Annotated in this window: 25 protein-coding genes and 1 pseudogene; 22 read left to right on the top strand and 4 right to left on the bottom strand. The window is 61.5% G+C overall.

Translation table 11 applies throughout. The annotated features are described in order from the left end of the window. Positions 1 to 28 precede the first annotated feature (28 nt). Genes lpxD through lpxB form a run of 5 tightly spaced genes read left to right on the top strand, consistent with a single transcriptional unit; the run spans position 29 to position 4,419 of the window. Positions 29 to 1,093 (top strand): UDP-3-O-(3-hydroxymyristoyl)glucosamine N-acyltransferase, encoded by a 1,065-nt coding sequence (gene lpxD, locus ACQ7C1_RS22710; RefSeq protein WP_430959862.1) that lies wholly within the window; start codon positions 29 to 31, stop codon positions 1,091 to 1,093. Next, complete coding sequence (gene fabZ, locus ACQ7C1_RS22715; RefSeq protein WP_011425200.1) at positions 1,086 to 1,553, top strand: 3-hydroxyacyl-ACP dehydratase FabZ; 468 nt, start codon at positions 1,086 to 1,088, stop codon at positions 1,551 to 1,553. The genes lpxD and fabZ overlap by 8 nt, the downstream gene beginning before the upstream one ends. Continuing rightward, entirely contained in the window at positions 1,550 to 2,368 is an 819-nt protein-coding gene (gene lpxA, locus ACQ7C1_RS22720) for an acyl-ACP--UDP-N-acetylglucosamine O-acyltransferase (RefSeq protein WP_430959863.1), read from the top strand. The genes fabZ and lpxA overlap by 4 nt, the downstream gene beginning before the upstream one ends. A 3-nt stretch (positions 2,369 to 2,371) precedes the next feature. Next, on the top strand, positions 2,372 to 3,253 hold the full coding sequence (locus tag ACQ7C1_RS22725; protein ID WP_430959864.1) for an LpxI family protein: 882 nt from the start codon (positions 2,372 to 2,374) through the stop codon (positions 3,251 to 3,253). Then, positions 3,250 to 4,419: a lipid-A-disaccharide synthase gene (gene lpxB, locus ACQ7C1_RS22730; RefSeq protein ID WP_430959865.1), complete on the top strand. Its 1,170-nt coding sequence runs from the start codon at positions 3,250 to 3,252 to the stop codon at positions 4,417 to 4,419. The genes ACQ7C1_RS22725 and lpxB overlap by 4 nt, the downstream gene beginning before the upstream one ends. 28 nt (positions 4,420 to 4,447) lie before the next feature. Here lpxB and gltA read toward each other — a convergent pair whose 3' ends face one another. Continuing rightward, the gene (gltA, locus tag ACQ7C1_RS22735; RefSeq protein ID WP_004678636.1) at positions 4,448 to 5,737 is read right to left on the bottom strand and encodes a citrate synthase; all 1,290 of its coding nucleotides are present in this window, start codon (positions 5,735 to 5,737) and stop codon (positions 4,448 to 4,450) included. Positions 5,738 to 6,026: 289 nt separating this feature from the next. On the opposite strand from gltA, the gene ACQ7C1_RS22740 reads away from it, so the two are divergent. After that, the gene (locus ACQ7C1_RS22740; protein WP_430959866.1) at positions 6,027 to 8,459 is read left to right on the top strand and encodes a ComEC/Rec2 family competence protein; all 2,433 of its coding nucleotides are present in this window, start codon (positions 6,027 to 6,029) and stop codon (positions 8,457 to 8,459) included. Here ACQ7C1_RS22740 and lexA read toward each other — a convergent pair. Next, a complete protein-coding gene (lexA, locus tag ACQ7C1_RS22745) occupies positions 8,440 to 9,156 on the bottom strand; it encodes a transcriptional repressor LexA (RefSeq protein ID WP_183701041.1) in 717 nt (238 codons plus the stop codon). The two genes, ACQ7C1_RS22740 and lexA, sit on opposite strands and share 20 nt — an antisense overlap. Before the next feature lie 205 nt (positions 9,157 to 9,361). Between lexA and ACQ7C1_RS22750 the strand changes: the two genes are divergently transcribed. The 16 genes and pseudogenes from ACQ7C1_RS22750 (at position 9,362) to ACQ7C1_RS22825 (ending at position 22,762) form a co-directional block, all read left to right on the top strand. Beyond that, the gene (locus ACQ7C1_RS22750) at positions 9,362 to 10,258 is read left to right on the top strand and encodes a VOC family protein (RefSeq protein ID WP_430959867.1); all 897 of its coding nucleotides are present in this window, start codon (positions 9,362 to 9,364) and stop codon (positions 10,256 to 10,258) included. Continuing rightward, positions 10,255 to 11,100: a 3-deoxy-8-phosphooctulonate synthase gene (gene kdsA, locus ACQ7C1_RS22755; protein ID WP_430959868.1), complete on the top strand. Its 846-nt coding sequence runs from the start codon at positions 10,255 to 10,257 to the stop codon at positions 11,098 to 11,100. Before ACQ7C1_RS22750 ends, kdsA begins: the two co-directional genes overlap by 4 nt. 141 nt (positions 11,101 to 11,241) lie before the next feature. Then, positions 11,242 to 12,516, top strand: a complete 1,275-nt coding sequence (gene eno / locus ACQ7C1_RS22760) for a phosphopyruvate hydratase (protein WP_097598589.1) — start codon at positions 11,242 to 11,244, stop codon at positions 12,514 to 12,516. 135 nt (positions 12,517 to 12,651) lie between these two features. Further along, positions 12,652 to 12,972 carry an FtsB family cell division protein gene (locus ACQ7C1_RS22765; RefSeq protein ID WP_085778060.1) on the top strand — a complete coding sequence of 107 codons (321 nt, stop codon included), beginning with the start codon at positions 12,652 to 12,654 and terminating at the stop codon, positions 12,970 to 12,972. Between the two features lie 145 nt (positions 12,973 to 13,117). Then, positions 13,118 to 14,164, top strand: a complete 1,047-nt coding sequence (gene pdhA / locus ACQ7C1_RS22770) for a pyruvate dehydrogenase (acetyl-transferring) E1 component subunit alpha (protein WP_011425209.1) — start codon at positions 13,118 to 13,120, stop codon at positions 14,162 to 14,164. A 15-nt stretch (positions 14,165 to 14,179) separates the two neighbouring features. Continuing rightward, complete coding sequence (locus ACQ7C1_RS22775) at positions 14,180 to 15,562, top strand: pyruvate dehydrogenase complex E1 component subunit beta (RefSeq protein WP_430959869.1); 1,383 nt, start codon at positions 14,180 to 14,182, stop codon at positions 15,560 to 15,562. 15 nt (positions 15,563 to 15,577) lie between these two features. Beyond that, entirely contained in the window at positions 15,578 to 16,933 is a 1,356-nt protein-coding gene (locus tag ACQ7C1_RS22780) for a pyruvate dehydrogenase complex dihydrolipoamide acetyltransferase (protein WP_430959870.1), read from the top strand. Between the two features lie 19 nt (positions 16,934 to 16,952). Then, complete coding sequence (locus ACQ7C1_RS22785) at positions 16,953 to 17,594, top strand: SGNH/GDSL hydrolase family protein (protein ID WP_064802314.1); 642 nt, start codon at positions 16,953 to 16,955, stop codon at positions 17,592 to 17,594. A gap of 2 nt (positions 17,595 to 17,596) precedes the next feature. Next, a pseudogene (locus tag ACQ7C1_RS22790) lies at positions 17,597 to 17,845 on the top strand (GNAT family N-acetyltransferase); the annotation flags it as partial. A gap of 16 nt (positions 17,846 to 17,861) precedes the next feature. Continuing rightward, the gene (gene lpdA / locus ACQ7C1_RS22795; protein WP_430959871.1) at positions 17,862 to 19,307 is read left to right on the top strand and encodes a dihydrolipoyl dehydrogenase; all 1,446 of its coding nucleotides are present in this window, start codon (positions 17,862 to 17,864) and stop codon (positions 19,305 to 19,307) included. A 76-nt stretch (positions 19,308 to 19,383) separates the two neighbouring features. Beyond that, a complete protein-coding gene (locus tag ACQ7C1_RS22800) occupies positions 19,384 to 19,638 on the top strand; it encodes a GlsB/YeaQ/YmgE family stress response membrane protein (RefSeq protein ID WP_064683620.1) in 255 nt (84 codons plus the stop codon). Between the two features lie 23 nt (positions 19,639 to 19,661). After that, positions 19,662 to 19,910 (top strand): GlsB/YeaQ/YmgE family stress response membrane protein, encoded by a 249-nt coding sequence (locus ACQ7C1_RS22805; RefSeq protein ID WP_085778064.1) that lies wholly within the window; start codon positions 19,662 to 19,664, stop codon positions 19,908 to 19,910. A gap of 56 nt (positions 19,911 to 19,966) precedes the next feature. Then, positions 19,967 to 20,938, top strand: coding sequence for a lipoyl synthase (lipA, locus tag ACQ7C1_RS22810; protein WP_430959872.1), 972 nt, complete (start codon positions 19,967 to 19,969; stop codon positions 20,936 to 20,938). Between the two features lie 183 nt (positions 20,939 to 21,121). Then, the gene (locus tag ACQ7C1_RS22815) at positions 21,122 to 21,664 is read left to right on the top strand and encodes an AAA family ATPase (RefSeq protein ID WP_430959873.1); all 543 of its coding nucleotides are present in this window, start codon (positions 21,122 to 21,124) and stop codon (positions 21,662 to 21,664) included. Positions 21,665 to 21,703: 39 nt separating this feature from the next. Continuing rightward, a complete protein-coding gene (locus ACQ7C1_RS22820) occupies positions 21,704 to 22,300 on the top strand; it encodes an AAA family ATPase (protein ID WP_430959929.1) in 597 nt (198 codons plus the stop codon). Positions 22,301 to 22,309: 9 nt separating this feature from the next. Then, complete coding sequence (locus ACQ7C1_RS22825; protein WP_430959874.1) at positions 22,310 to 22,762, top strand: type II toxin-antitoxin system RatA family toxin; 453 nt, start codon at positions 22,310 to 22,312, stop codon at positions 22,760 to 22,762. An 18-nt stretch (positions 22,763 to 22,780) separates the two neighbouring features. Here ACQ7C1_RS22825 and ACQ7C1_RS22830 read toward each other — a convergent pair whose 3' ends face one another. After that, the gene (locus ACQ7C1_RS22830; protein WP_430959875.1) at positions 22,781 to 23,281 is read right to left on the bottom strand and encodes a CinA family protein; all 501 of its coding nucleotides are present in this window, start codon (positions 23,279 to 23,281) and stop codon (positions 22,781 to 22,783) included. Beyond that, positions 23,278 to 24,498: a bifunctional 2-C-methyl-D-erythritol 4-phosphate cytidylyltransferase/2-C-methyl-D-erythritol 2,4-cyclodiphosphate synthase gene (locus ACQ7C1_RS22835; protein ID WP_430959876.1), complete on the bottom strand. Its 1,221-nt coding sequence runs from the start codon at positions 24,496 to 24,498 to the stop codon at positions 23,278 to 23,280. The genes ACQ7C1_RS22830 and ACQ7C1_RS22835 overlap by 4 nt, the downstream gene beginning before the upstream one ends. Positions 24,499 to 24,578: the final 80 nt, after the last annotated feature.

The following is a 24,578-nucleotide window of genomic DNA, read 5'->3' on the forward strand; positions in this document are numbered from 1 at the left end:
CACTCAATTCCGTTCTGGAGCATTGCCGATGGAGCAAAACGTTTTTTTTCTGCCCCATGAAGGTCTGAGGCTCGCTGAGCTGGCAGAGTTTCTTGGGGCGGAACTTGCCAATTCCGATCATGCCGATGTCATCGTCAAGTCCGTCGCCCCCATCAGCCGGGCGCGGGCGGGCGATGTCTGCTATATCCTGTCGCGCCGCAACCGCGAGGAGTTTGCAACATGCGAGGCCTCGGCGGTAATCTGCGATAAGGCGCTTGCCGATCTCGTTCCTCCGCATCTCCCAGTTATCTTCTCGTCCAATCCGCATGCTGCCTTCGCAATGGCGGGAGGCTTGTTCTATCCCGCAGCATTGCGTCCTGTCGCTCTTTCGGGTGAAAGCGAGATTGCGCCGAGCGCGGTGATCGATCCGAGCGCCAAACTTGAAAAGGGCGTGATCGTCGAACCGCTGGCCGTTATCGGTGCGCATGCCGAGATCGGGGCGGGAACGCGCATCGGCGCGAACAGCGTCATCGGTCCGAATGTCAAGATCGGGCGGGATTGTTCGATTGCGGCTGGAGCGAGCATTCTCTGTGCGCTGATCGGCAATGGCGTCATCATCCACAACGGTGTTCGAATCGGCCAGGACGGTTTTGGTTATGCACCGGGTCCGCGCGGCATGATCAAGATCGTTCAGATCGGCCGGGTGATCATCCAGGACAATGTCGAGATTGGCGCCAACACCACCATCGACCGCGGCGCCATGGACGACACGGTGATCGGCGAGGGAACCAAGATCGACAATCAGGTCCAGATCGGCCACAACGTCCAGATCGGCCGCCATTGCGCCATCGTTTCGCAGGTCGGCATCGCCGGCAGCACGAAAATCGGCAATGGCGTGCAGATCGGCGGCCAAGCGGGAATCAAAGGACATGTGACGATCGGCGATGGCGTGCAGATCGCTGCCAAAAGCGGTATCATGACCGACCTTGCCGCGGGCGGACAATATGGCGGTGTACCTGCACGTCCGCTAAAAGACTATCTGAGAGAGGCAGCGCAACAGGTATCGAAATCCAAGTTGCGCGGGAGGAACCCTGGAGGCAAGCAAAATGACTGAGGAAGCCACGACGACGCTTTCTTCGGCTGATATTACCGAGATCATGAAGCTGCTGCCGCATCGCTATCCCTTTCTCATGGTCGACAAGATCATCGAGATCGACGGCGACAACACGGCGATCGGCATTAAGAACGTCACGGTGAACGAACCACATTTCACCGGCCATTTTCCGGAAGCGCCGATTATGCCCGGGGTTTTGCTGATCGAGGGCATGGCGCAGACGGCGGGTGCCATCTGCGCCAAGAAAGAAGGTCAGACCGGCAACCTCGTCTACTTCATGACCATCGAGAATGCGCGCTTCCGCAAGCCGGTCGTGCCCGGCGACCGCGTCGAATTCCATGTCAAGAAGAACAAGCAACGCGGCAATATCTGGAAATTCCATTGCGACGCCAAGGTTGACGGCGCACTTGTCGCCGAAGCTGACATCGGCGCGATGATCGTTCGTAAGGATCAGGCATGAGCAATATCGCCGAAAGCGCCCGTATTCATCCGATGGCTGTCGTCGAAGACGGGGCTACGATCGGTGAGGGCGTCAAAATCGGTCCTTTCTGCCATGTCGGACCGCATGTCGTCCTGCATGCGAATGTCGAGCTCTTGGCGCATGCGATCGTCACCGGCCGCACCGTTATCGGCAAGGGCACACGCATCTTCCCAATGGCCGTCGTCGGCGGTGATCCGCAGAGCGTGCACCACGGCGGCGAGGAAACGACGCTGACGGTCGGTGCAAATTGCACAATCCGCGAAGGTGTCACGATGAACACCGGCACGGCCGATTTCGGCGGTGAGACGATCGTTGGTGACAACAACCTTTTCCTTGCCAACTCCCACGTCGCGCATGACTGCCGGGTCGGCAACCATGTGATCATGTCGAACAACGTCATGCTCGCCGGCCATGTGGTTATCGAGGATCGCGTTATCCTGGGCGGCGGCTCGGCGGTTCACCAGTTCACCCGCGTGGGCCGCCACGCCTTCGTCGGCGGCCTGTCGGCGGTGAGTTACGATGTCATTCCCTATGGCATGCTGAACGGTAATCCCGGTCTGCTGGGCGGCCTGAACGTCGTCGGCATGACGCGGGCCGGCATCGACCGCGCCGTCATCCACCGGGTGCGCCGGGCCTACAAGGCGATTTTCGAAGGAACGGGCTCCGTGCGCGAAAACGCCGCCGCGATCCGCGCGGAATATGCCGATTGCGAGCAGGTGGTGCAGATCCTCGACTTCATTGCAGCCGAGAGCGACCGTGCCCTGTCCTCCCCGACGCGGGGGCAGAAGGGCTAGTCCGTGGCTTTAACAGGCGACACCGCTGCGGGCCGGCTGGCGATCATTGCCGGCGGTGGCCTCCTGCCTTCCTATGTCGCCGAGGCCGCGCGCGCGGCAGGCGAAGATCCCGTAATCATCGCGCTGAAGGACGAGAGTGATCCACGCTGGGAAGGCTATGATCACGCCGTTGTCGGCATTGGCGATTTCGCCGCCCTTGAGGGTCTCTTCATCCGCTATGGCATCGGACGTGTTGTGATGTCGGGGAGCGTGCGCCGCCGGCCGGAATGGCGCGAGGTCCGTCCGACGTTGCGCATTCTGATGAAGGTCCCGGCTGCCATTCGCACACTGCTCTCCGGCGGCGACGATACGGTTCTGCAGATGGTGATCCGGTTGATCGAGGGGAACGGCCGGCGCGTCGTCGGCGCCCACGAGATCGCCCCCGACCTGCTCGTTTCCGTTGGCCCGCTTGGCGCCGCCGCACCCGGCAAGGAAGACCGGCACGATATCAGCCAGGCCGCTGATGCCGCCGAGACGCTTGGCCGGCTGGATGTCGGGCAGGGTGCAGTCAGCATCGGCGGGCGCGTCGTCGCGCTGGAAGGACTTGAGGGCACAGATGAGATGCTGGACCGTGTCGCCGGCCTCAGGGCCGCCGGACGGATCTCGCCGCGCCGCCGCGGCGTGCTCGTCAAGCTCTGCAAGCCGCAACAGGATATTCGCGCCGACCTGCCGGCGATCGGCGTTGCGACAATCCTGAACGCTGCGAAAGCCGGTCTTGCCGGCATCGCAATCGAAGCCGGTCGCTCACTGGTGCTTGATCGGGCCGCGGTCATCAGCGCCGCCGACGAGGCTGGGTTGTTCGTCTGCGGCATCGATCGCGGTCTGCCGTCATGGGGAGTCGAATGAACTGGGCGCCGCTGAAGATCGCCGTCATTGCCGGTGAAGTGTCGGGCGATCTGCTCGGGGCCGATCTCATCGCGGCGCTCAAGCGGATTCACAGCGGACCGGTGGAGCTTGTCGGCGTTGGCGGCGAGGGGCTGCAGGCGGAAGGTTTGAAATCCCTGTTCGATTTTTCCGAGCTGTCGATCATGGGCATCACCCAGGTGCTGAGCCGGCTGCCTAGGCTGTTTGGCCTGATCCGTCGCACCACGGCTGAGATCGTCGCTGCAAAGCCGGATATCCTTCTCATTATCGACAGTCCCGATTTCACCCATCGCGTCGCCAAGCGCGTGCGCACCGCGTTACCCGATCTGCCTGTTGTCAATTATGTCTGTCCGAGCGTCTGGGCCTGGAAGGAATATCGCGCCACGCGCATGCTCGGCTATGTCGATCACGTGCTTGCCGTCCTGCCCTTTGAACCGGCAGCCATGCAGCGCCTCAATGGGCCGGCGACGACATATGTCGGGCATCGTCTAGTCGCCGACCCAGCGCTGCTGGAGACACGTCGCCTGCGCGTGGGAAGGCAGCCAGGCAACGGCCCGATCCTGCTCCTTCCCGGCTCGCGCTCCTCCGAGATCCAGAAGCTTCTGCCTTATTTCGAGGTCGCCACGAATGAAATCGTCGCCCGTAATGGGCCGACACGCTTCATTCTGCCGACCATAATGCACAGGCAAGCGCTCGTCCGCGAAATGACGGCGGGCTGGGCGGTAAAGCCGGAGATCGTCGTCGGCGCGCAAGCAAAGTGGAAAGCCTTTGCCGAGGCCGATGCAGCCATGGCGGCGTCTGGAACCGTTATTCTCGAACTCGCACTTGCCGACGTTCCCGTCGTCTCCGCCTATAAGGTCGACTGGATCATGCGCATGCTGACATCGGGCATCAAGACCTGGACCGGCGCGCTGCCGAATCTGATCGCCGATTACCCGGTCGTGCCGGAATATCTGAACGATGTCGTCCGCGGCGCAAGCCTTGCACGCTGGATGGAAAGGCTGTCGGCCGATACCTATCAGCTGAAGGCCATGAAGGAAGGCTACGAGCTCATCTGGCAGCGCATGCAGACGGAAAAGCCGCCCGGCGAACAGGCCGCCGAAATCCTTCTCGACGTTTTGGAAAAGAAAAAACCCGGCCATTCCTGACCGGGTTTCTTTTTGAGCTCTGAAGCGATCAGCGCTTCGAAACCGGGATGTAGTCGCGCTTGGGTTCGCCGACATAGAGCTGGCGCGGACGGCCGATGCGCTGTTCTGGATCCTCGATCATCTCGTTCCACTGCGCGATCCAGCCGACGGTGCGGGCAAGGGCGAAGAGCACTGTGAACATGGTGGTGGGGAAGCCCAGCGCCTTCAGCGTGATGCCGGAGTAGAAGTCGATGTTTGGATAGAGCTTCTTCTCGATGAAATATTCGTCGGTGAGCGCGATGCGCTCCAGCTCCATCGCCACTTCCAGCAACGGATCGTCCTTGATACCGAGTTCGCCGAGCACTTCATGCGTCGTCTTCTGCATGATCTTGGCACGCGGATCGTAGTTCTTGTAGACGCGGTGACCGAAGCCCATCAGGCGGAACGGATCGTTTTTGTCCTTGGCGCGGGCGATATATTCCGGAATGTGGTCGACCGTGCCGATTTCCGTCAGCATGTTGAGCGCTGCTTCGTTGGCGCCGCCGTGCGCGGGGCCCCATAGGCAGGCGATGCCGGCGGCGATGCAGGCGAACGGGTTGGCGCCCGATGAACCGGCGAGACGGACGGTCGAGGTCGAGGCGTTCTGTTCGTGATCGGCATGCAGGATGAAGATGCGGTCCATCGCGCGGGCAAGCACCGGATTGACCACATATTCCTCGCAGGGGACGGCAAAGCACATGCGCAGGAAGTTCGACGCATAGTCGAGGTCGTTCTTCGGGTAAACGAAGGGCTGACCGATATGGTATTTATATGCCATGGCGGCAAGCGTCGGCATCTTGGCGATCATGCGCAGGCTGGCGACCATGCGCTGGTGCGGATCGGTGATGTCTGTGGAGTCGTGATAGAAGGCCGACAGTGCGCCGACGCAGCCGCACATGACGGCCATCGGATGTGCATCGCGGCGGAAGCCGGTGAAGAAGCGGCTCATCTGCTCATGCACCATCGTGTGGTGCGTGACGCGATAGTCGAAGTCCTTCTTCTGCGCGGCCGTCGGCAGTTCGCCGTAGAGCAGGAGGTAGCAGACCTCGAGGAAGTCGCCGTGCTCGGCCAGCTGCTCGATCGGATAGCCGCGGTGCAGCAGCACACCTTCGTCACCGTCGATATAGGTGATTTTCGATTCACAGGATGCGGTCGAGGTGAAGCCCGGATCGTAAGTGAAGGAAGCGGTGTTCTTGTAGAGGGCACCGATGTCGATGACGCTCGGGCCGATCGTGCCGCTTTTAACGGCGAGGTCAACCGATTTGTCACCGATTTTTATTGTAGCGCTTTGATCCGTCATGCTGTCCTCCGAAATGTCGGTGGCGCCACAAAAGCGCCATAGGGGTTAAGCGTCCTTTCCGATAGCTATATGATCGTGACGCTAATGCCAAGTTACCGTGACGGCATTTTGTGCATTGCGGCATCACCTTTTAGGCACTGCAGCGATGAGCCGCACGCATAGCGGAAGCCGATGATTCGACTGGCCTTTTGCCGCTTACGATTTTCCCTCGTATTTCAATCGATTATCCTTGCCGGATTTGCTTGAAGGTTGCATTCTTAGGGCCTGGCGGGGTGATCTTGGGCGGGGCATGCAGGAAACGACGACAGCCGAATTGCGGCCGCAAGCGGGCATCGGTCTTGCCGATCCGCCAGATTTTCCTGCGCCTGCGGTGGTGACTCAATCGGTAAGGACGCAGTCGCAGACCCCATTGCATCGTCGGCTGCTGGCCACCGCCGGGCAATCGCTCCGTGCCGGGGCCTGCATGCTGGGCGAAGAGGCCGATCATGGCCGCCTGCTGCTGTTCTCGCCGGTCTTCCTCGGAGCCGGCTCGGCCTTCTGGTTTCTTGCGGCATCGGATTTTCCCCTCATTGCATCGCTGCTCTGCCTGCTGGTGTCGGCGGCCGCGGTTTTCCTCACCGATCCCAGCCGACCGGCCTTGCGCGCAAGTTTCATGGCGCTGGCACTTTTCGCCGGCGGCATGCTCTCAGCTCAGTTCGAGAGCTGGCGGGCTTCGACGGTGATCCTCGATTCATCCGTGACGACGACGGTGACTGGCCGCGTCGAACGGCGGGAAGGCGACGGGCGCGGGCGCTGGCGCTACATTCTTGCCGTCGCCGGCACCGAGGCGCCGGAGCTGAAACGGCCGCCGAGACGCATCACCGCGATCGTCCGGGGCGCCGATGCGCCTTTCGAGATCGGCGACATCATCACCGGAAAGGCACGTCTGACGCCGCCGGCGGGGCCCGCACTTCCCGCGCTCAACGACTTCTCCTTCGGTGCCTATTTCGACGGCATCGGCGCCAACGGTTTCTTCTATGGTGCGCCGGAGAAACTCGACTTGGAGGCAGGCCCGCAGGCGGCCAGGTCGACGGCGGACGCCCTGCTCGAATGGCTCTACCAGCTGCGCAGCAGCATCGGCGACCGCATAAGATCGATCCTGCCCGACGACACCGGCGCCTTTGCCGCTGCGCTGGTGACGGACGAACGGCGCGCCATATCGCACGCGACGACGGAGGCGCTGCGCCAGTCCGGCCTTGCCCATATCGTCGCGATCTCGGGCCTCAACATGGCGCTGTCGGCTGGCATCTTCTTCGTCGGCTTTCGGATGCTGCTCAGCCTCTTTCCCGGCGTCGCCCAAGCCTATCCGACAAAGAAAATCGCCGCTGCCGGCGCGCTCATCGCCGTCACCGCCTATTACCTGATCTCCGGTTTCGGGGTTTCGGCCGAGCGCGCCTTTATCATGATGGCCATCATGCTGATTGCCGTCTTCTTCGACCGGCCGTCGATCAGCCTGCGCAATGTCGTTCTCTCCGCGCTCATCATCATCGCCATTTCACCTTCGGAAGTATTGGGACCGAGCTTTCAGATGTCCTTTGCCGCCACATTGGCCTTGGTATCGGGCTATCAGTTGTGGAAGGACAGGCGTGTCCGCGAAAACGCTTTTCTGAAACTGCCGATCATCAGGCCGGTGGTTGCCGTCGCCGGTTTCTTCGGCGGCGTCTTCCTGACCTCGCTGATCGGCGGCTTTTCCACCGCATTGTTTTCGATCGAGCATTTTCATCGCCTGACGGCTTACGGCCTGCCGGCAAACCTTGCGACGATGCCGATTATCTCCTTCATCGTCATGCCGGCCGGATTGTTGGCGATGTTGCTCATGCCTTTCGGTCTGGACGCTCCGCTCTGGAAGGTCGTCGGATTCGGCCTCGATCTGGTGATTGCGGTTGCCAAGACAGTGTCCGGCTGGGGCGGTGATATCGGCATCGGCCGCTTGCCCGGCTGGTATTTCGCAGTGGCGGTGGCAGGCTTTCTGCTGCTGACGCTGCTGCGCACTCGGCTGCGCCATGTCGGCACATCGATCATCGCCATCTCCACGCTCATCGTGCTGCTTCTGCCGGTTCCCCGGCCGCCGGATCTGGTGATTTCGGAGGATGGCAGTCTGGTTGCGGTCGTCGCGGCTGAGGCAATAGCTTCCAACCGTGAAAACCCGCCGGATTTCATATTCGACCAGTGGCAGAGAGCGCTGGTGCTGCCGACACATGATCCGCCGAAGATGCTGGATGGTCCGGCCATTCCGCCGGAAGGAGAAGACCGCCGTGTCAGGCTTTCCCGCGATCAGCAGAACGAAGCGAGTGCAGCGATGCGGGCAGCCGCCGCAGGCGGTGAAGCAAACCGTTTTTCCTGCGTCAAGAAGGCTTGGTGCACATCAAGACTTGGCAATGGCAATATCGTCACCGTCATCGACAATGCCGCCTATCTCGGCCCGGCCTGCGATACGGCCGATATCGTCGTGACCTCGGTCCGTCTGCGTTTCAATAGCTGCCGTTCAGGCGGCACGCTTTTCACCGGCGAGACGCTGCGCAGGACCGGTTCGCTTGAATTGCGCTTCGCCGATGCCGGCCTGGAGGTCACCACCGCCTTCGATGCTTTGTCGCGACCATGGATGCGCCATCGCGCCTATGATTGGCGCAATGATCGTTTTACCGATTCCAGCCCATCCGGCGTCAGTGATAGCGACGGATGAGGCCGACGAGCTTGCCCTGCACCTTGACGCGGTCGGGCCCGAAGATGCGGGTCTCATAAGCCGGGTTGGCGGCCTCGAGCGCGATCGAGGCACCCTTGCGGCGAAAACGCTTCAGCGTTGCTTCCTCGTCATCGACGAGGGCAACGACGATATCGCCGGGACTGGCGGTACTGCCGTTGCGAATGATCACGGTGTCGCCGTCGAAGATGCCGGCGTCGATCATCGAATCGCCTTTGACCTCCAGCGCATAGTGCTCACCGGAGCCGAGCATATCTGCGGGAACGACGATATCGTGGGTGTTGTTCTGGATCGCCGAGATCGGAACGCCGGCGGCGATACGTCCCATGACCGGCACGGAGACGGAGTTGCCATTGTCGGCGACCGGCTTTGGCGCAGCGGGGGCGGCGACCGGCTGGGGCTTGCCGAGGCTGCCCTCGATGACGCTCGGCGAAAAACCGCGACGCTGAAGACTGGGGTTATAGGCCTCCGGAAGCTTGATCACCTCGAGTGCCCGGGCGCGGTTCGGTAGGCGGCGAATGAAGCCGCGTTCCTCAAGCGCCGTGATCAGGCGGTGAATGCCGGATTTCGAGGCGAGGTCCAGGGCATCCTTCATTTCGTCGAAAGAGGGAGGAACGCCGGATTCCTTCATGCGCTCATGGATGAAAAGGAGAAGCTCCTGTTGTTTGCGCGTGAGCATCGACGTCAGACCCCGTGATTGAAACAAATCCAGAACGGACACTATATGTTCCATATGTGTTCCGCAAGTAGCTAAATTTCCGTAAAAGTTCACGTCAACTCGCGGAGATTTTTATTTTCATTTGCCGGATTGGCGCACATGTCTTGCATTGAGGGAGGTGCTGTCGCACATCTCTTGTCTCTTGCCGGTTTCAGGAGGGATATTCATGAACGCGCATTCCGCCAGGTCGCACCCGCTGGATCATGTCGTGCTGCCCGTGGTCAATATCGATCTGGCGCGTGAGAGGCTCGGCAAGCTCGGTTTCACCGTCGCCGCCGATGCGCGCCATCCCTTCGGAACGGAGAATGCCTGCGTCTTTTTCGCCGACAAGACCTATCTGGAGCCGCTTGGCGTGGCGAGTGTCGACGAGAGCGAAGCAGCGGCCCGCCAGGGCAACGTCTTCATCGCCCGCAATCGCGCCTTCCGTTTCCGCTGCGGCGAGGAGGGACTTTCTGCGCTGGCCTTCCTCAGCGAGGATGCCGACCTCGATCATAAGCGCTTCGTCAGCAACGGCGCGAGCGCCGGTGAGATGTTGCAGTTCAGCCGGCCGATGCGGATGCCGGACGGTTCGGAGAGCGTCGGCAGCTTTAAGCTGGCCTTTGCAGCTGATTTGCGCGCCCCCGATTTCTTTCTCTTTACTTGCCAGCGCATCAATTCGTTCCCTACAGATCGCGCCGCGCTGGAGACGCACGCCAATGGCGTGATCGGCATTGCCGAGATCGCACTTTGTGCACCGGACCCGGCGGCATTCGCCGCCTTCGTCGGGCTCGCGATTGGGCAGGCGGCGGTGGAGAAAACCGGTTTCGGCATGAATATCGCGGCATCGAATGCAAAGATCAGCTTGATGACGCCGGAAGGGCTGGAGGCCTATTTCGAAACCACTGTCTCATCAGCCGATCGCGGCCTGCGGGGGCGGGCAATCCTCTTCACCGTCATCGATCTTGCCGTGACAGAAGCGCATTTGGGTGCTAACGGGATCACATTCACACGCAAGAACAATCGCATTCTGGTGAAGCCCACGCCCGGGCAGGGTGCGCTCTTCGCCTTCGAGGAAACACGATGAGCACCGACACGAATTCCGAAGTCAGGATCGGCGAAGGCGGAGGCCAGGTCACTTTTTCCAATACTGGCCGCTTGTCGCTGATCGCCGGTCCATGCCAGATGGAGAGCCGGGATCACGCCTTCATGGTCGCCGGCACGCTGAAGGAGCTTTGCGGCAAGCTCGGCATTGGCCTCGTCTACAAGAGCTCCTTCGACAAGGCGAACCGTACCTCGCTCTCGGCTGAACGCGGCATCGGCCTGGAAAAGGGCATGGAGGTCTTTGCCGACCTCAAGAAGGAATTCGGCTTTCCCGTCATAACCGACGTCCATACGGCCGAGCAATGCGCCGAGGTGGCCAAGGTGGTCGATGTTCTGCAGATCCCGGCCTTCCTCTGCCGTCAGACCGACCTTCTGATCGCCGCCGCCAAGACCGGCCGCGCCGTCAATGTCAAGAAGGGCCAGTTCCTCGCCCCTTGGGATATGAAGAACGTTCTGAAGAAGCTCAACGCCAGCGGCAATTCGAATGTGCTCTTGTGCGAGCGCGGTGCCTCCTTCGGCTACAATACGCTGGTTTCCGACATGCGTTCGCTGCCGATCATGGCGGCGATGGGAGCTCCCGTCATTTTTGACGCCACCCATTCCGTGGCGCAGCCGGGCGGGCAGGGCGATTCCTCCGGCGGCCAGCGCGAGTTCGTGGAAACGCTGGCGCGCGCGGCAGTGGCGACGGGAATTGCCGGCGTCTTCGTCGAAACCCATCAGGATCCCGACAACGCACCGTCCGACGGGCCGAACATGGTCTATCTCAAGGACATGCCGCGACTGCTTGAGAAGCTGCTGGCCTTCGATGCGATCGCCAAGGCCTAACGTTCAACAGCCTGACATGATCGTGGTTTAGGCCACGATACGATACCCGTTCGAAGGCGGGAAATTGCGCCATTGTAATTTGCACGCCTTCGATTATGACAGGCGTCGAACGACTTATCACCCACCGAGCAGGAAGAACCCATGACTGCAATCACCGATATCATCGCCCGCGAGATCCTCGATAGCCGTGGCAATCCCACCGTCGAAGTCGACGTCTATCTCGAAGACGGCAGCATGGGCCGCGCGGCCGTTCCCTCGGGCGCCTCGACGGGCGCACATGAGGCGGTCGAGCTGCGCGACGGCGGCAAGCGCTATCTCGGCAAGGGCGTCGAAAAGGCGGTCGAGGCCGCCAACACCGAGATCTTCGACGCGATCGGCGGCATCGATGCCGAAAATCAGATCCAGATCGACAACATCATGATCGAGCTCGATGGCACGCCGAACAAGTCGCGCCTCGGCGCCAACGCCATCCTCGGCGTCTCGCTCGCCGTCGCCAAGGCTGCGGCCCAGGCATCCGGCCTGCCGCTTTACCGTTACGTCGGCGGCGCTTCCGCCAGCCTCCTGCCGGTGCCGATGATGAACATCATCAACGGCGGCGCTCATGCCGACAACCCGATCGACTTCCAGGAATTCATGATCCTGCCGGTCGGCGCCGATTCGATCGCCGACGCCGTGCGCATGGGTTCGGAAGTCTTCCATACGCTCCGCAAGGAGCTTGCCGCGCAGGGCCACAACACCAATGTCGGCGACGAAGGCGGCTTCGCTCCCGGCCTGAAGAGTGCGCCCGAAGCCCTGGACTTCATCATGAAGTCGATCGAGAAAGCCGGCTACAAGCCGGGCGACGACATGTGCCTCGGCCTCGACTGCGCCTCGACGGAATTCTTCAAGGACGGCAAGTATGTTCTGGAGGGCGAAGGCCGCACGCTCGAGTCGGGCGCCATGGCCGAATATCTGGCCGAGCTCGCCGGCAAATACCCGATCATCTCGATCGAAGACGGCATGGCCGAAGACGACTGGGAGGGCTGGAAGGCGCTGACCGATCTGATCGGCAAGAAGACTCAGCTCGTCGGCGACGATCTCTTCGTCACCAACTCGGCCCGCCTTCGCGACGGCATCCGCATGGGCGTCGCCAACTCGATCCTCGTCAAGGTCAACCAGATCGGGTCTCTGACGGAAACGCTTGATGCCGTTAACACGGCGCATAAGGCAGCCTATACCGCCGTCATGTCGCACCGCTCCGGAGAAACGGAAGATTCGACCATTGCCGATCTCGCCGTCGCCACCAACTGCGGCCAGATCAAGACCGGCTCACTGTCGCGTTCTGACCGTCTCGCCAAGTACAATCAGCTGATCCGCATCGAGGAGGGCCTAGGCCCCCAGGCCCAATATGCCGGCCGCTCGATCATCAAAGGCTGATCCGATCTGATTTGCAATGCTCGACCCGCGCCTCACCGGCGCGGGTTTTTTCTTGCCGGCGGTTACGGTCAATGAACGGTTAATCTCTGCGCGTTATGCTGAACGAATTGGTAATGCGTTCAAGAGCATGCGTGTATGTGGACAAAGCATCATAAGAAGAGAAAGCTCGGCCGCTTCGTCATCCCGGCTATGACGGTCGCCTTCCTTTCCTATTTCGGTTATCATTGCATCCATGGCGATTATGGCCTGCGGGCGACGGAGACGTTCGAGCGTCAGCGCGTCGCGCGCGAAAGAGAGCTTGCCGTCCTGAAGGCGAAGCGCGAACATCTGGAAAGCCAGGTGGCGCTGCTGAGTGACGGCTCGCTCGACAAGGACATGCTGGACGAAAAGGCGCGATATCAGCTGAATATGTCGCGTGCGGACGAGATCGTCATATTCAAACATTATTCCAATTAACCGGAATTAGGTTAATTGGAATTTCTGATTTATTTGCAATAACTTAGCGCCGAATACGAGCCATGCAATTATGGCATTGCTGTGGTCATATTTCTTCCCTATGGTACGCGCCACCGAGAAACGACAAACCCATAGGGAGGGTTGAATGGCGCCGCGAAAGACCGCGACCGTTTCCAGCCGCAAAACTGCAGCAAAACCAGCAGCCAAAGCATCGAATGGAGGCCCGGTAGCCGACTTCGACCGGGATGAGGAACTCAAGGCCTATCGCGAGATGCTACTGATCCGCCGCTTCGAGGAGAAGGCCGGTCAGCTTTACGGCATGGGCTTCATCGGCGGCTTTTGTCATCTCTATATCGGTCAGGAAGCTGTCGTCGTCGGCATGCAGATGGCGCAGAAGGAAGGCGATCAGGTCATCACCGCCTATCGCGACCACGGCCACATGCTGGCAACCGGCATGGAGGCGCGCGGGGTCATGGCGGAACTGACCGGGCGCCGCAGCGGCTATTCCCACGGGAAGGGCGGCTCGATGCACATGTTCTCGAAAGAGAAGCATTTCTACGGCGGTCACGGCATCGTCGGCGCCCAGGTTTCGCTCGGAACCGGCCTTGCCTTTGCAAACCACTACCGCGGCAACGGCAATGTCGCCATCGCCTATTTCGGCGACGGCGCTGCCAACCAGGGCCAGGTCTACGAGAGCTTCAACATGGCGGCTCTCTGGAAGCTGCCGATCGTCTATATCGTCGAAAATAACCGCTACGCCATGGGCACCTCGACCGCCCGTGCCACCGCTCAGTCGAATTACTCGCTACGCGGCTCCGGCTTCGGCATTCCCGGCATTCAGGTCGACGGCATGGACGTTCGCGCCGTCAAGGCGGCCGCCGACGAGGCGCTCGAACATTGCCGCTCCGGCAAGGGCCCGATCATTCTCGAAATGCTGACCTATCGTTATCGCGGCCACTCCATGTCCGATCCGGCGAAATATCGCACAAAGGAAGAAGTGCAGAAGATGCGCTCCGAACAGGATCCGATCGAGCAGGTAAAGGCACGCCTCATCGAAAAGGGCTGGGCTTCCGAAGACGATCTGAAGGCGATCGACAAGGATGTTCGCGACATCGTCGCCGACAGCGCCGACTTCGCACAGGCCGATCCGGAGCCGGATGCATCCGAGCTCTACACCGACATTCTGCTCTAATCGGGGAGGGAACCCATGCCTATCGATATCCTCATGCCCGCCCTCTCTCCGACGATGGAAGAAGGCACGCTGTCCAAATGGCTGAAGCAGGAAGGTGACAAGGTCACTTCTGGCGACGTCATCGCCGAAATCGAAACCGACAAGGCGACGATGGAAGTCGAAGCGGTCGACGAAGGCGTCATCGGCAAGCTGCTGGTCGACGCCGGCACCGAAGGCGTCAAGGTCAACACCAAGATCGCCGTGCTGCTGCAAGATGGCGAATCCGCTTCGGATATATCAGCTGCCAAGCCGGCCGCAGCCGCTCCGCAGGTGGCTCAGGAAGAGAAGCCGACCAACACCGGTTCTGCTTCCGCGCCGCTGCCGGCCGAGCCGAAAGCCGTCGTTCCGAACGATCCGGAAATCCCGGCCGGCACCGAAATGGTGTCGATGACCGTGCGCGAAGCGCTGCGCGACGCCATGGCCGAAGAAATGCGCGCCAACGACGACGTCTTCGTCATGGGTGAGGAAGTCGCCGAATATCAGGGCGCCTACAAGGTCACGCAGGGCCTGCTGCAGGAATTCGGCCCCCGCCGCGTCATCGATACGCCGATCACCGAGCACGGCTTTGCCGGCGTCGGCGTCGGTGCCGCCATGGCCGGCCTTCGCCCGATCGTCGAATTCATGACCTTCAATTTCGCCATGCAGGCGATCGACCACATCATCAACTCGGCCGCCAAGACGCTGTATATGTCCGGCGGCCAGATGGGCGCTCCGATCGTCTTCCGCGGCCCGAATGGTGCCGCCGCCCGCGTCGGCGCCCAGCACAGCCAGGACTATGCCGCCTGGTACAGCGCCATCCCCGGCCTCAAGGTGATCATGCCTTACACGGCATCCGACGCCAAGGGTCTGCTGAAGGCGGCGATTCGCGATCCGAACCCGATCATCTTCCTCGAAAACGAAATTCTCTACGGCCAGCACTTCGACGTGCCGAAGCTCGATAATTTCGTCCTGCCGATCGGCAAGGCGCGGATCCATCGCCAGGGCAAAGACGTCACCGTCGTCTCCTTCGGCATCGGCATGACCTATGCGACGAAGGCGGCCGCCGAACTCGAACAGCTCGGCATTGACGTTGAACTGATCGACCTTCGCACCATCCGCCCGATGGATCTGCCGACGGTTATCGAATCTGTGAAGAAAACCGGCCGCCTCGTCACCGTCGAGGAAGGTTATCCGCAATCCTCCGTCGGCACCGAAATCGCCACCCGCGTCATGCAGCAGGCCTTCGACTATCTCGATGCGCCGATCCTGACGATTGCGGGCAAGGACGTGCCGATGCCTTACGCCGCCAATCTCGAAAAGCTGGCACTTCCGAACGTCGGCGAAGTCGTCGATGCGGTGAAGGCTGTTTGCTACAAATAAGGGGAGGGTATCTCGATGCCGATCAATATCACGATGCCCGCCCTCTCTCCGACCATGGAAGAAGGCAATCTTTCCAAGTGGCTGGTCAAGGAAGGCGACACCGTCAAATCCGGCGATGTGATCGCCGAGATCGAGACCGACAAGGCGACGATGGAAGTCGAAGCCGTCGATGAAGGCACGGTCGCCAAGCTGGTAGTCCCGGCCGGGACCGAGGGCGTTAAGGTCAATGCGCTGATCGCCGTTCTCGCCGCCGATGGCGAAGATGTCGCCGCTGCCGCAAGTGGTGCAGGTTCCGCCGCTCCGGCCAAGGCTGAGGCCGCACCTGCGCCGAAGGCCGACGCTGCGCCGGCGAAGGCTGAGGCCGCTCCGGCCGCGGCACCGGCGCCTGCCGCAGCACCCGCGGCCGTTTCATCAGGTGGCAACCGCACCTTCTCTTCGCCGCTCGCCCGCCGGCTGGCCAAGGAAGCTGGTATCGACTTGTCGGCCGTCGCCGGTTCCGGTCCGCATGGCCGCGTGATCAAGAGCGATATCGAAGCTGCCGTTGCAGGTGGTGGCGCCAAGGCTGCTGCCGCTCCCGCCGCTGCTGCTCCTCAGGCTGCAGCCGCGCCGGCTCCGGCCGCCGCGCCGAAGGGTGCCTCCGAGGAAGCCGTGCTCAAGCTCTTCGAGCCGGGCTCCTACGAGCTTGTGCCGCATGACGGCATGCGCAAGACGATCGCCCGGCGCCTCGTCGAATCCAAGCAGACGATCCCGCATTTCTACGTGAGCGTCGATTGCGAGCTCGACGCTCTGATGGCGCTGCGTGCCCAGCTCAACGATGCGGCGCCGCGCAAGGACAACGCTCCGGCCTACAAGCTCTCGGTCAACGACATGGTCATCAAGGCCATGGCGCTGGCGCTGCGCGACGTTCCGGACGCCAATGTGTCGTGGACCGACAATAACATGATCAAGCACAAGCACGCCGACGTCGGCGTCGCCGTGTCGATCCCGGGCGGCCTGATCACGCCGATCATCCGCAAGGCCGAGCAGAAGACCCTGTCTGTCATCTCCAATGAGATGCGCGATCTCGGCAAGCGGGCCAAGGACCGCAAGCTGAAGCCCGAGGAATATCAGGGCGGCACGAGTTCTGTGTCGAACATGGGCATGATGGGCGTGAAGAACTTCGCCGCCGTCGTCAACCCGCCGCATGCGACGATCCTCGCGGTCGGCGCCGGCGAGCAGCGGGTGGTCGTCAAGAACGGCGAAATGGCGATCGCCACCGTGATGTCGGTGACGCTGTCGACCGACCATCGCTGCGTCGACGGCGCCCTCGGCGCCGAGTTGCTCCAGGCCTTCAAGGGCTATATCGAAAACCCGATGGGCTTGCTTGTCTGATAGCGAAGCGGAGGCGGAAATGACCAAGACCGTTCTTTGCTATGGTGACTCGCTGACCTGGGGTCATGACCCTGAGACAATCGGCCGTCATGAGTACAAGAACCGTTGGCCGAGCGTGCTTCAGGCAGCGCTCGGCAGCGAGGCGCGTGTTATTGCCGAAGGGCTGAACGGTCGCACCACCGCTTTCGACGACCACCTCGCCGATTGCGACCGCAATGGTGCGCGAGTCCTGCCGACGATCCTGCAGACGCATGCGCCGCTCGACCTCGTCATCCTGCTGCTCGGCACCAACGACATGAAGCCTGTTGTGGCTGGCTCCGCCTTTGCCGCTTGCCAGGGCATCAGCCGGCTTGTGCGACTGATCCGCAATCACGCCTGGCCCTTTGAATTCGACGGGCCGGAGATCCTGATCGTAGCGCCGCCGGCGATCTGCGCGACCGGCAATGTGCCCTTCGCCGCATCCTTTCCCGGCGGCATCGAGGAATCGGCGAAGCTCGCAACGCTCTATCGCGACCTTGCCGACGAGCTTGGTTGTGGCTTTTTCGATGGCAATTCTGTCGCCAAGACCACGCCGATCGACGGCATTCACCTCGATGCGGAAAACACGCGGGCGCTCGGGCGCGGGCTGGAATCGATCGTGCGGATGATGCTGGGGATCTGAAAAACTGGTTCACCGGCAGTCTCGGCGCGTTTATCGCCATATGCGCGGCATCGGCCTCGGACGCAGGCTGCTGGACGATCCGAAAGGGCTGGTCGCCGCCAGTCAGGCTGGTCGCAGCAAGCGATAATGAGGCGGCTTTGTCGCTTATGTAAGAAACGGATTCTTGGAGGGCTGCCCGCGCTGGTGCCGTGCCGCTCTTCGAAAACAGCAATAGGCACGCGTGGGTGCTCATGACCCGCAGCGCAGCATAGCAAAGGCAGGAAACACATGGCTGAATCCTACGACGTCATCATCATCGGCTCCGGTCCCGGCGGCTATGTCGCCGCCATTCGCGCGGCCCAGCTCGGGCTTAAGACGGCGATCGTCGAGCGCGAGCATATGGGCGGCATCTGCCTGAACTGGGGCTGCATACCGACGAAGGCGCTGTTGCGTTCGGCCGAGGTGCTCGATCACGCCAATCACTTCAAGGATTTCGGCCTGGTTCTTGAAGGCACGGTCAAGCCGGATGCCAAGGCCGTCGTCGGCCGCTCGCGCGCTGTTTCCGCCCGTCTCAACGCCGGCGTCGGTTTCCTGATGAAGAAGAACAAGATCGACATCATCTGGGGCGAAGGCAAGCTGACAAAGCCCGGCGAGATCGTCGTCGGCAAGTCGTCGAAACCGGTGGTCGAGCCGCAGCACCCGCTGCCGAAAAACGTCAAGGGCGAAGGCACCTATACCGCCAAGCACATCATCATCGCGACCGGCGCCCGTCCGCGCGCGCTGCCCGGCATCGAGCCCGACGGCAAGCTGATCTGGACCTATTTCGAGGCGCTGAAGCCGGATGTGCTGCCGAAGTCGCTGATCGTCATGGGCTCGGGTGCGATCGGCATCGAATTTGCAAGCTTCTATCGCTCGATGGGCGTCGACGTCACGGTGGTGGAAGTGATGCCGACCATCATGCCGGTCGAGGATGCCGAAATCACCGCCATCGCCCGCAAGCAGCTGGAAAAGCGCGGCCTCAAGATCTTCACCAGCGCCAAGGTGACCAAGGTCGAGAAGGCGGGAAACAGCATCACCGCCCATGTCGAGACTGCAGACGGCAAGGTCCAGCAGATCACTGCCGACCGGATGATTTCGGCTGTCGGCGTTCAGGGCAATATCGAAAACCTCGGCCTGGAGGCGCTCGGCATCAAGACCGACCGCGGCTGCGTCGTCGCCGACGGTTACGGCAAGACCAATGTGGCAGGCATCTATGCGATCGGCGATGTCGCCGGCCCGCCGATGCTGGCCCACAAGGCCGAGCATGAGGGCGTCGTCTGCGTCGAAAAAATCGCCGGCCTGCCGAATGTTCATCCCACCGACAAGGGGAAGGTGCCGGGCTGCACCTATTGCAATCCGCAGGTCGCCTCCGTCGGCCATACGGAAGCCAAGGCCAAGGAGCTGGGCCGCGATATCCGCGTCGGTCGCTTCTCCTTCGCGGCGAACGGCAAGGCGATCGCTCTCGGCGAAGACCAGGGCATGGTCAAGGTGATCTTCGACAAGAAGACCGGCGAACTGCTCGGCGCCCACATGGTTGGCGCCGAAGTCACCGAGCTCATCCAGGGCTTCGTCGTCGCGATGAACCTCGAAACGACCGAGGAAGAACTGATGCATACCATCTTCCCTCATCCGACCGTATCCGAGACGATGAAGGAAGCGGTGCTCGATGCTTACGGTCGTGTACTGAACGCTTGAGAATTTTCGGGGCGCTGCCCTTTTCTCGGAGTGGAAAGCCACTCCGGTCGGGTGGAAAAGGCGAAAGGAAATCATCATGTCTCTGGAGACGCAGGCGTTGCTGGTGTTTTTGCTGATCGGCCTGGTTGCGGGCTTCCTGGCAAGTCTGGTCGTCGGTGGCGGCGGTTTGATCAGATGCCTGCTGAGCGGCATCATCGGCGCCTTCGTCGGCGGCTATTTGTTCAGCGCGCTCGGCATTTCGCTGGGCATTGAAAATGCGCTGGTCGTGCAGATCATCCACGCCACCGTCGGCGCCATCATCGTGGTGCTGGTCGCCAGAGCGGTCGCTTAGCGCAGATTGAGGGCAGGACAGGCATGGAGAGCGTGGGCTGGATTTCGGCAATCATCATCGGCGGACTTGCGGGCTGGCTGGCCGGCAAGCTGATGGATGCACGATATGGAATTTTCCTGAACATCGTGCTCGGCATTGTCGGCTCGGTTGTCGCCACCGCCATCCTCGCCCAGTTTCACGTTCAACTGGCCGGCGGACGGCTCGGCTATTTCGTGACGGGTTTCCTCGGCGCCTGCCTGCTGATATTCGTTGCGCGACTGGTGCGGCGCTAAATTGCGACGCGTCGTAGGGACTGTGCCGCTTAGGGCGGCGGAAAGCTGAGACTGCAATGGTGACCATTCTCGACACGATCAATCCCGACGCCAAGCGCGTGCGCCATCCTGAGAAGGCGCATCGGCCGGATACGGATGTCATGCGCAAGCCGGATTGGATCCGCGTCAAGGCGCCGACTTCCAAGGGCTATGCCGAGACACGCGCCATCGTGAAGGAGCACAAGCTCGTCACCGTCTGCGAGGAGGCCGGCTGCCCGAATATCGGCGAGTGCTGGGACAAGAAGCACGCGACCTTCATGATCATGGGTGAGATCTGTACCCGCGCCTGCGCCTTTTGCAACGTCGCGACCGGCAAGCCGAATGCGCTCGATATGGCCGAGCCTGAGAACGTCGCCAAGGCGGTCAAGGAGATGGGCCTCAGCCACGTCGTCATCACCTCGGTCGACCGCGACGATCTCGAGGACGGCGGTGCCGAGCACTTCGAAAAGGTGATTTGGGCGATCCGTGCCGCCTCGCCGGGAACGACGATCGAGATCCTGACGCCTGATTTCCTGAAGAAGCCGGGCGCCCTGGAGCGCGTGGTCGCCGCCAAACCCGACGTCTTCAACCACAATATGGAAACGGTGGCCGGCAACTATCTGACGGTTCGCCCCGGCGCCCGTTATTTCCATTCCATCCGCCTGCTGCAGCGGGTGAAGGAACTCGATCCCACCATGTTCACCAAGTCAGGCATCATGGTCGGCCTTGGCGAGGAGCGCAATGAAGTGCTGCAGCTGATGGACGACCTGCGCACAGCCGATGTCGACTTCCTGACGATCGGCCAATACCTGCAGCCGACCCGCAAGCACCACAAGGTCGAAAGCTTCGTCACGCCCGACGAGTTCAAGTCTTACGAGACGGTCGCCTACAGCAAGGGCTTCCTGATGGTCGCCTCCAGCCCGCTGACCCGCTCGTCTCACCACGCCGGTGATGATTTTGCCCGGCTGAGAGCGGCGCGTGAGAAGAAGCTGCTGCTGGCTGCCGAGTAGGATCTGTGCTGCCAACTTCTCTTTCGTCATGCTCGGCCTTGAGCAGGCTTGTCCCCAGCATCTACAGCCGGTTGACGCGTTGCAGCTCCTCGGCACAAGTCCGAGTATAGCGCCGAGTAGGGAGCGAGGTTAGGCAACAAACTGACCGCGGTGGTTTATGCCACGGTTTTCGTTGGGCAGCCAATGAACGTCACATCCGGTTTGAAATTGGCCGACACCGATCGTATCCTGGTGATCGGTTGCCCTGGGAGCGGCAAGAGCACGCTGGCAAAGCGGCTCTCGCGAGCACTCGATCTTCACTACGTTTCAATGGACCGCGATTTTTACTGGCTGCCGGGCTGGAGAAAGAGGCCGCGCGACGAGATTGACCGTCTTATCGCCGATGCCGTGACAGAAGAGCGCTGGATCATGGATGGAACCGGCCTCAATTCCTTTCATCTTCGCCTGCCGCGTGCCGAGGCCGTTATTTGGCTTCGTCTGCCGAGATATGCATGCCTGTGGGGAGTGATATCGAGAGCGTTTCGCCATCTCGGACGAAATCGCCCCGAATTGCCCGCCGGCTGTCCCGAACGCATTTCGCTGGAGATGCTTGCCTATGTCTGGAATTTCGAACGGGATGCCGCCCCCTTGATCGAAGCAGGGCTTCGGGAGTATGGACTGGCCAAATCCACCGTCATCATAAGATCGCGCCACGCAGCTCGCCAGTTCGCCGCTCTTCGCGCTTAGGCGCATGACCGCCAACGGCAGCGGCGGACACGGAGTTATCTGATGGATCAGAGAGCAGAGCTGCCGCAGCGTCAGCAGATCGCCGACCTCAAGCAGGCGGCGGAGCATATCCGAAGAGCCCGGCGCATTCTCGTGGTGGGCTGCTCGGGCGGCGGGAAATCAACTCTTTCGCTGAAGATCGCCAAGCGCTTCGGACTTCCGTATATTTCGCTCGACCGGGACGTTTTCTGGCTTCCCGGCTGGGTGGCGCGCGACAGGGCGGAGCAGCGAAGAATCATCGCCAGCCGCATCCTCGAAGAACGCTGGATCATGGACGGCACCAACCCGTCCTCACTGGACATCAGGCTGCCGCGGACCGATATCGTAATCTGGGTCCGCATGCCGAGGCTTCTCTGCATTTGGGGTGCGGTCAGCCGATGGGCGAAATGGATTGGCCGCACACGCCCGGAAATGGCACAGGGTTGCATCGAAAAGGTCGATTTAGAATTCCTGCGGTTCATCTGGACCTTCGAGGAGAAATTTGCGCCGCGCGTTGCCGCCGGCCTCGCCGAATATGGCCCCGATGTGCCGGTTCTTCAGCTAAAATCCCGCAGCCGGATGGGCGAACTCCTTGATCTTCTGGACGCGCCCGCTTAAGTGCCGCCTATGCCGCAATTCGAAACGCACCGTTCCGTCCAGCACACGCCCGACCAGATGTTCGATCTCGTTGCCGATGTCGAGCGTTATCCCGAATTCCTGCCGCTCTGCGAAGCGCTTTCCGTCAGGAGCCGCAAGGAGCGCGACGGCAAGATCCTGCTCGTGGCCGACATGACCGTCGGTTATAAGGCAATCCGCGAGACCTTCACGACCCAGGTACTGTTGAACCGGGCCGAGCGCGTCATCGAGGTCAAATATATCGACGGCCCATTCAAATATCTGGAAAACCGGTGGCATTTCGCCGAAACTCCCGCCGGTGGCTGCACGATCAATTTTTTCATCGACTACGAGTTCAAGAGCCGCATTCTGGGCGCGCTGATGGGTTCGATGTTCGATCGCGCGTTCCGCATGTTCACCGAAGCCTTCGAAACAAGGGCGAACAGAATCTACATCAAAGTGTGACGGCGATCGCAGCCGGCGTCAGTCGGGCAGCAGCGAATGCACCATCTCCAGCGCCGTCCGTACTGTTGCCAGCCGCACAGCGCTGCGGCCGATATCGCCGTACAGCATCTTTCGGTGGACGGATGCGCCGGTGCGCGACCTGGCGGCAAGATGCACGAGCCCAACCGGTTTTTCCGCCGACCCGCCACCGGGGCCCGCAATGCCGGTGACGGCGATGGCGATCGCGGCGCGCGAGCGGAACAGGGCACCATGCGCCATCTGCCGGGCGGTCTCTTCGGAAACCGCACCGAAGCCCAGCAGCGTTTGCTCCTGCACCCCAAGCAGTTCCATCTTCGCCGTGTTCGTATAGGTGACGAAGCCGCGGTCGACGACCGCAGACGAGCCCGATATTTCAGTCAGCGCCCCGGCGATCAGCCCGCCGGTGCAGGATTCGGCCGTCGAGATCATCAGCCCGGCAGCCGTGAAGTCGCGGATGATCGCCTCTGCCGCCGACTGGATATCCTCGGGAAAAAGGCTCATCGCTTCATTCCCCGATAGACGACGGTCGCCGTGGCGATCGCCGCAATACCTTCGCGCCGGCCGACGAAGCCGATCTTCTCATTGGTCGTCGCCTTGACCGAGCATCGTTCGAGATCGATGCCGAGATATTCGGACAGTCTTGCCCGCATGGCGTCGCGATGCGGCCCCACCTTCGGCGCCTCGGCGATCAGCGAGACGTCGGCATTCATGATCGTGCCGCCGCGTTCGCGTACGATCCGGGCGGCATGCTCGATGAAGATCTTCGAAGCCGCTCCCTTCCATTGCGGGTCGGATGGCGGGAAGTGATCGCCGATATCGCCGGCGCCGCAGGTGGCAAGCAGCGCGTCTGTCAGCGCATGCAGTGCGACGTCGGCATCGGAATGGCCCTTGAGCTTCTGATCATGCGGAATGAACACGCCGCAGAGGGTCACGCCGTCGCCCGCTTCGAGCTGGTGCACGTCATAGCCGTTGCCGGTGCGCACGTCGGGAAGCAGCGGGGCCGAGAGCTTGTCGTCAGCCTTGCTGATATCGCTCTTGACCGTCAGCTTGACGTTGTCGGCCGTGCCTTCGACGATCGTCACCGGAATGCCCGCCCATTCGGCGATCGAGGCATCGTCGGTGAAATCGCTTCGCCCGCTCGCCGCCGCCTTCTCATGCGCGTCGAGAATGGTTTCGAAGACGAAGGATTGCGGCGTCTGCGCCGCATAGAGGTGCTCGCGCGCAACCGTCGCCAATACGGTGCCGGCGCTGTCGGCGCGTTTCAGCGTATCGGTTACCGGCATTGCCGGCAGCACCGCCTGCGCGCCATTGGCGAGACGCTCGGCGGTGCGGTCGAGCAGCCCATGGTCGAAGAAGGGCCGCACCGCATCGTGGATCAGCACATGGCTGACATTCTTGTCCTTGAGGTATCGGAGACCGGCAAGCACGGACTGCTGTCGGGTCGGGCCGCCATGCACCGTTTCGATCGGCGCGGAAGGGCCCATATGGTGCAAGGCTCCCGCAAACAGCGCCTCGTCATCGGGATGGATGACGACGACGATCCGGGTTGCAGCTTCCCATGTCATGAAGTTTTCAAGCGTATGGACGATAACCGGCTTGCCGCCGATAATGCGATATTGCTTGGGGCCTTCCGTGGAGGATCCGGCGCGCTCGCCACGGCCGGCGGCAACGATGACAATTCCAGCCGATATCGGTTGCTTGGACGGCATTTGCAGCATAAACCCCTAAATTATGCGGAATTGACCGGAGTGCTCTAACCTCTTGCTGGAAGCTTTTCCAGCATCTGCCCTGAAAAATA

The organism is Rhizobium sp. Nf11,1 (assembly GCF_050587665.1).
In the GTDB taxonomy this organism is placed as follows: Bacteria; Pseudomonadota; Alphaproteobacteria; order Rhizobiales; family Rhizobiaceae; genus Rhizobium.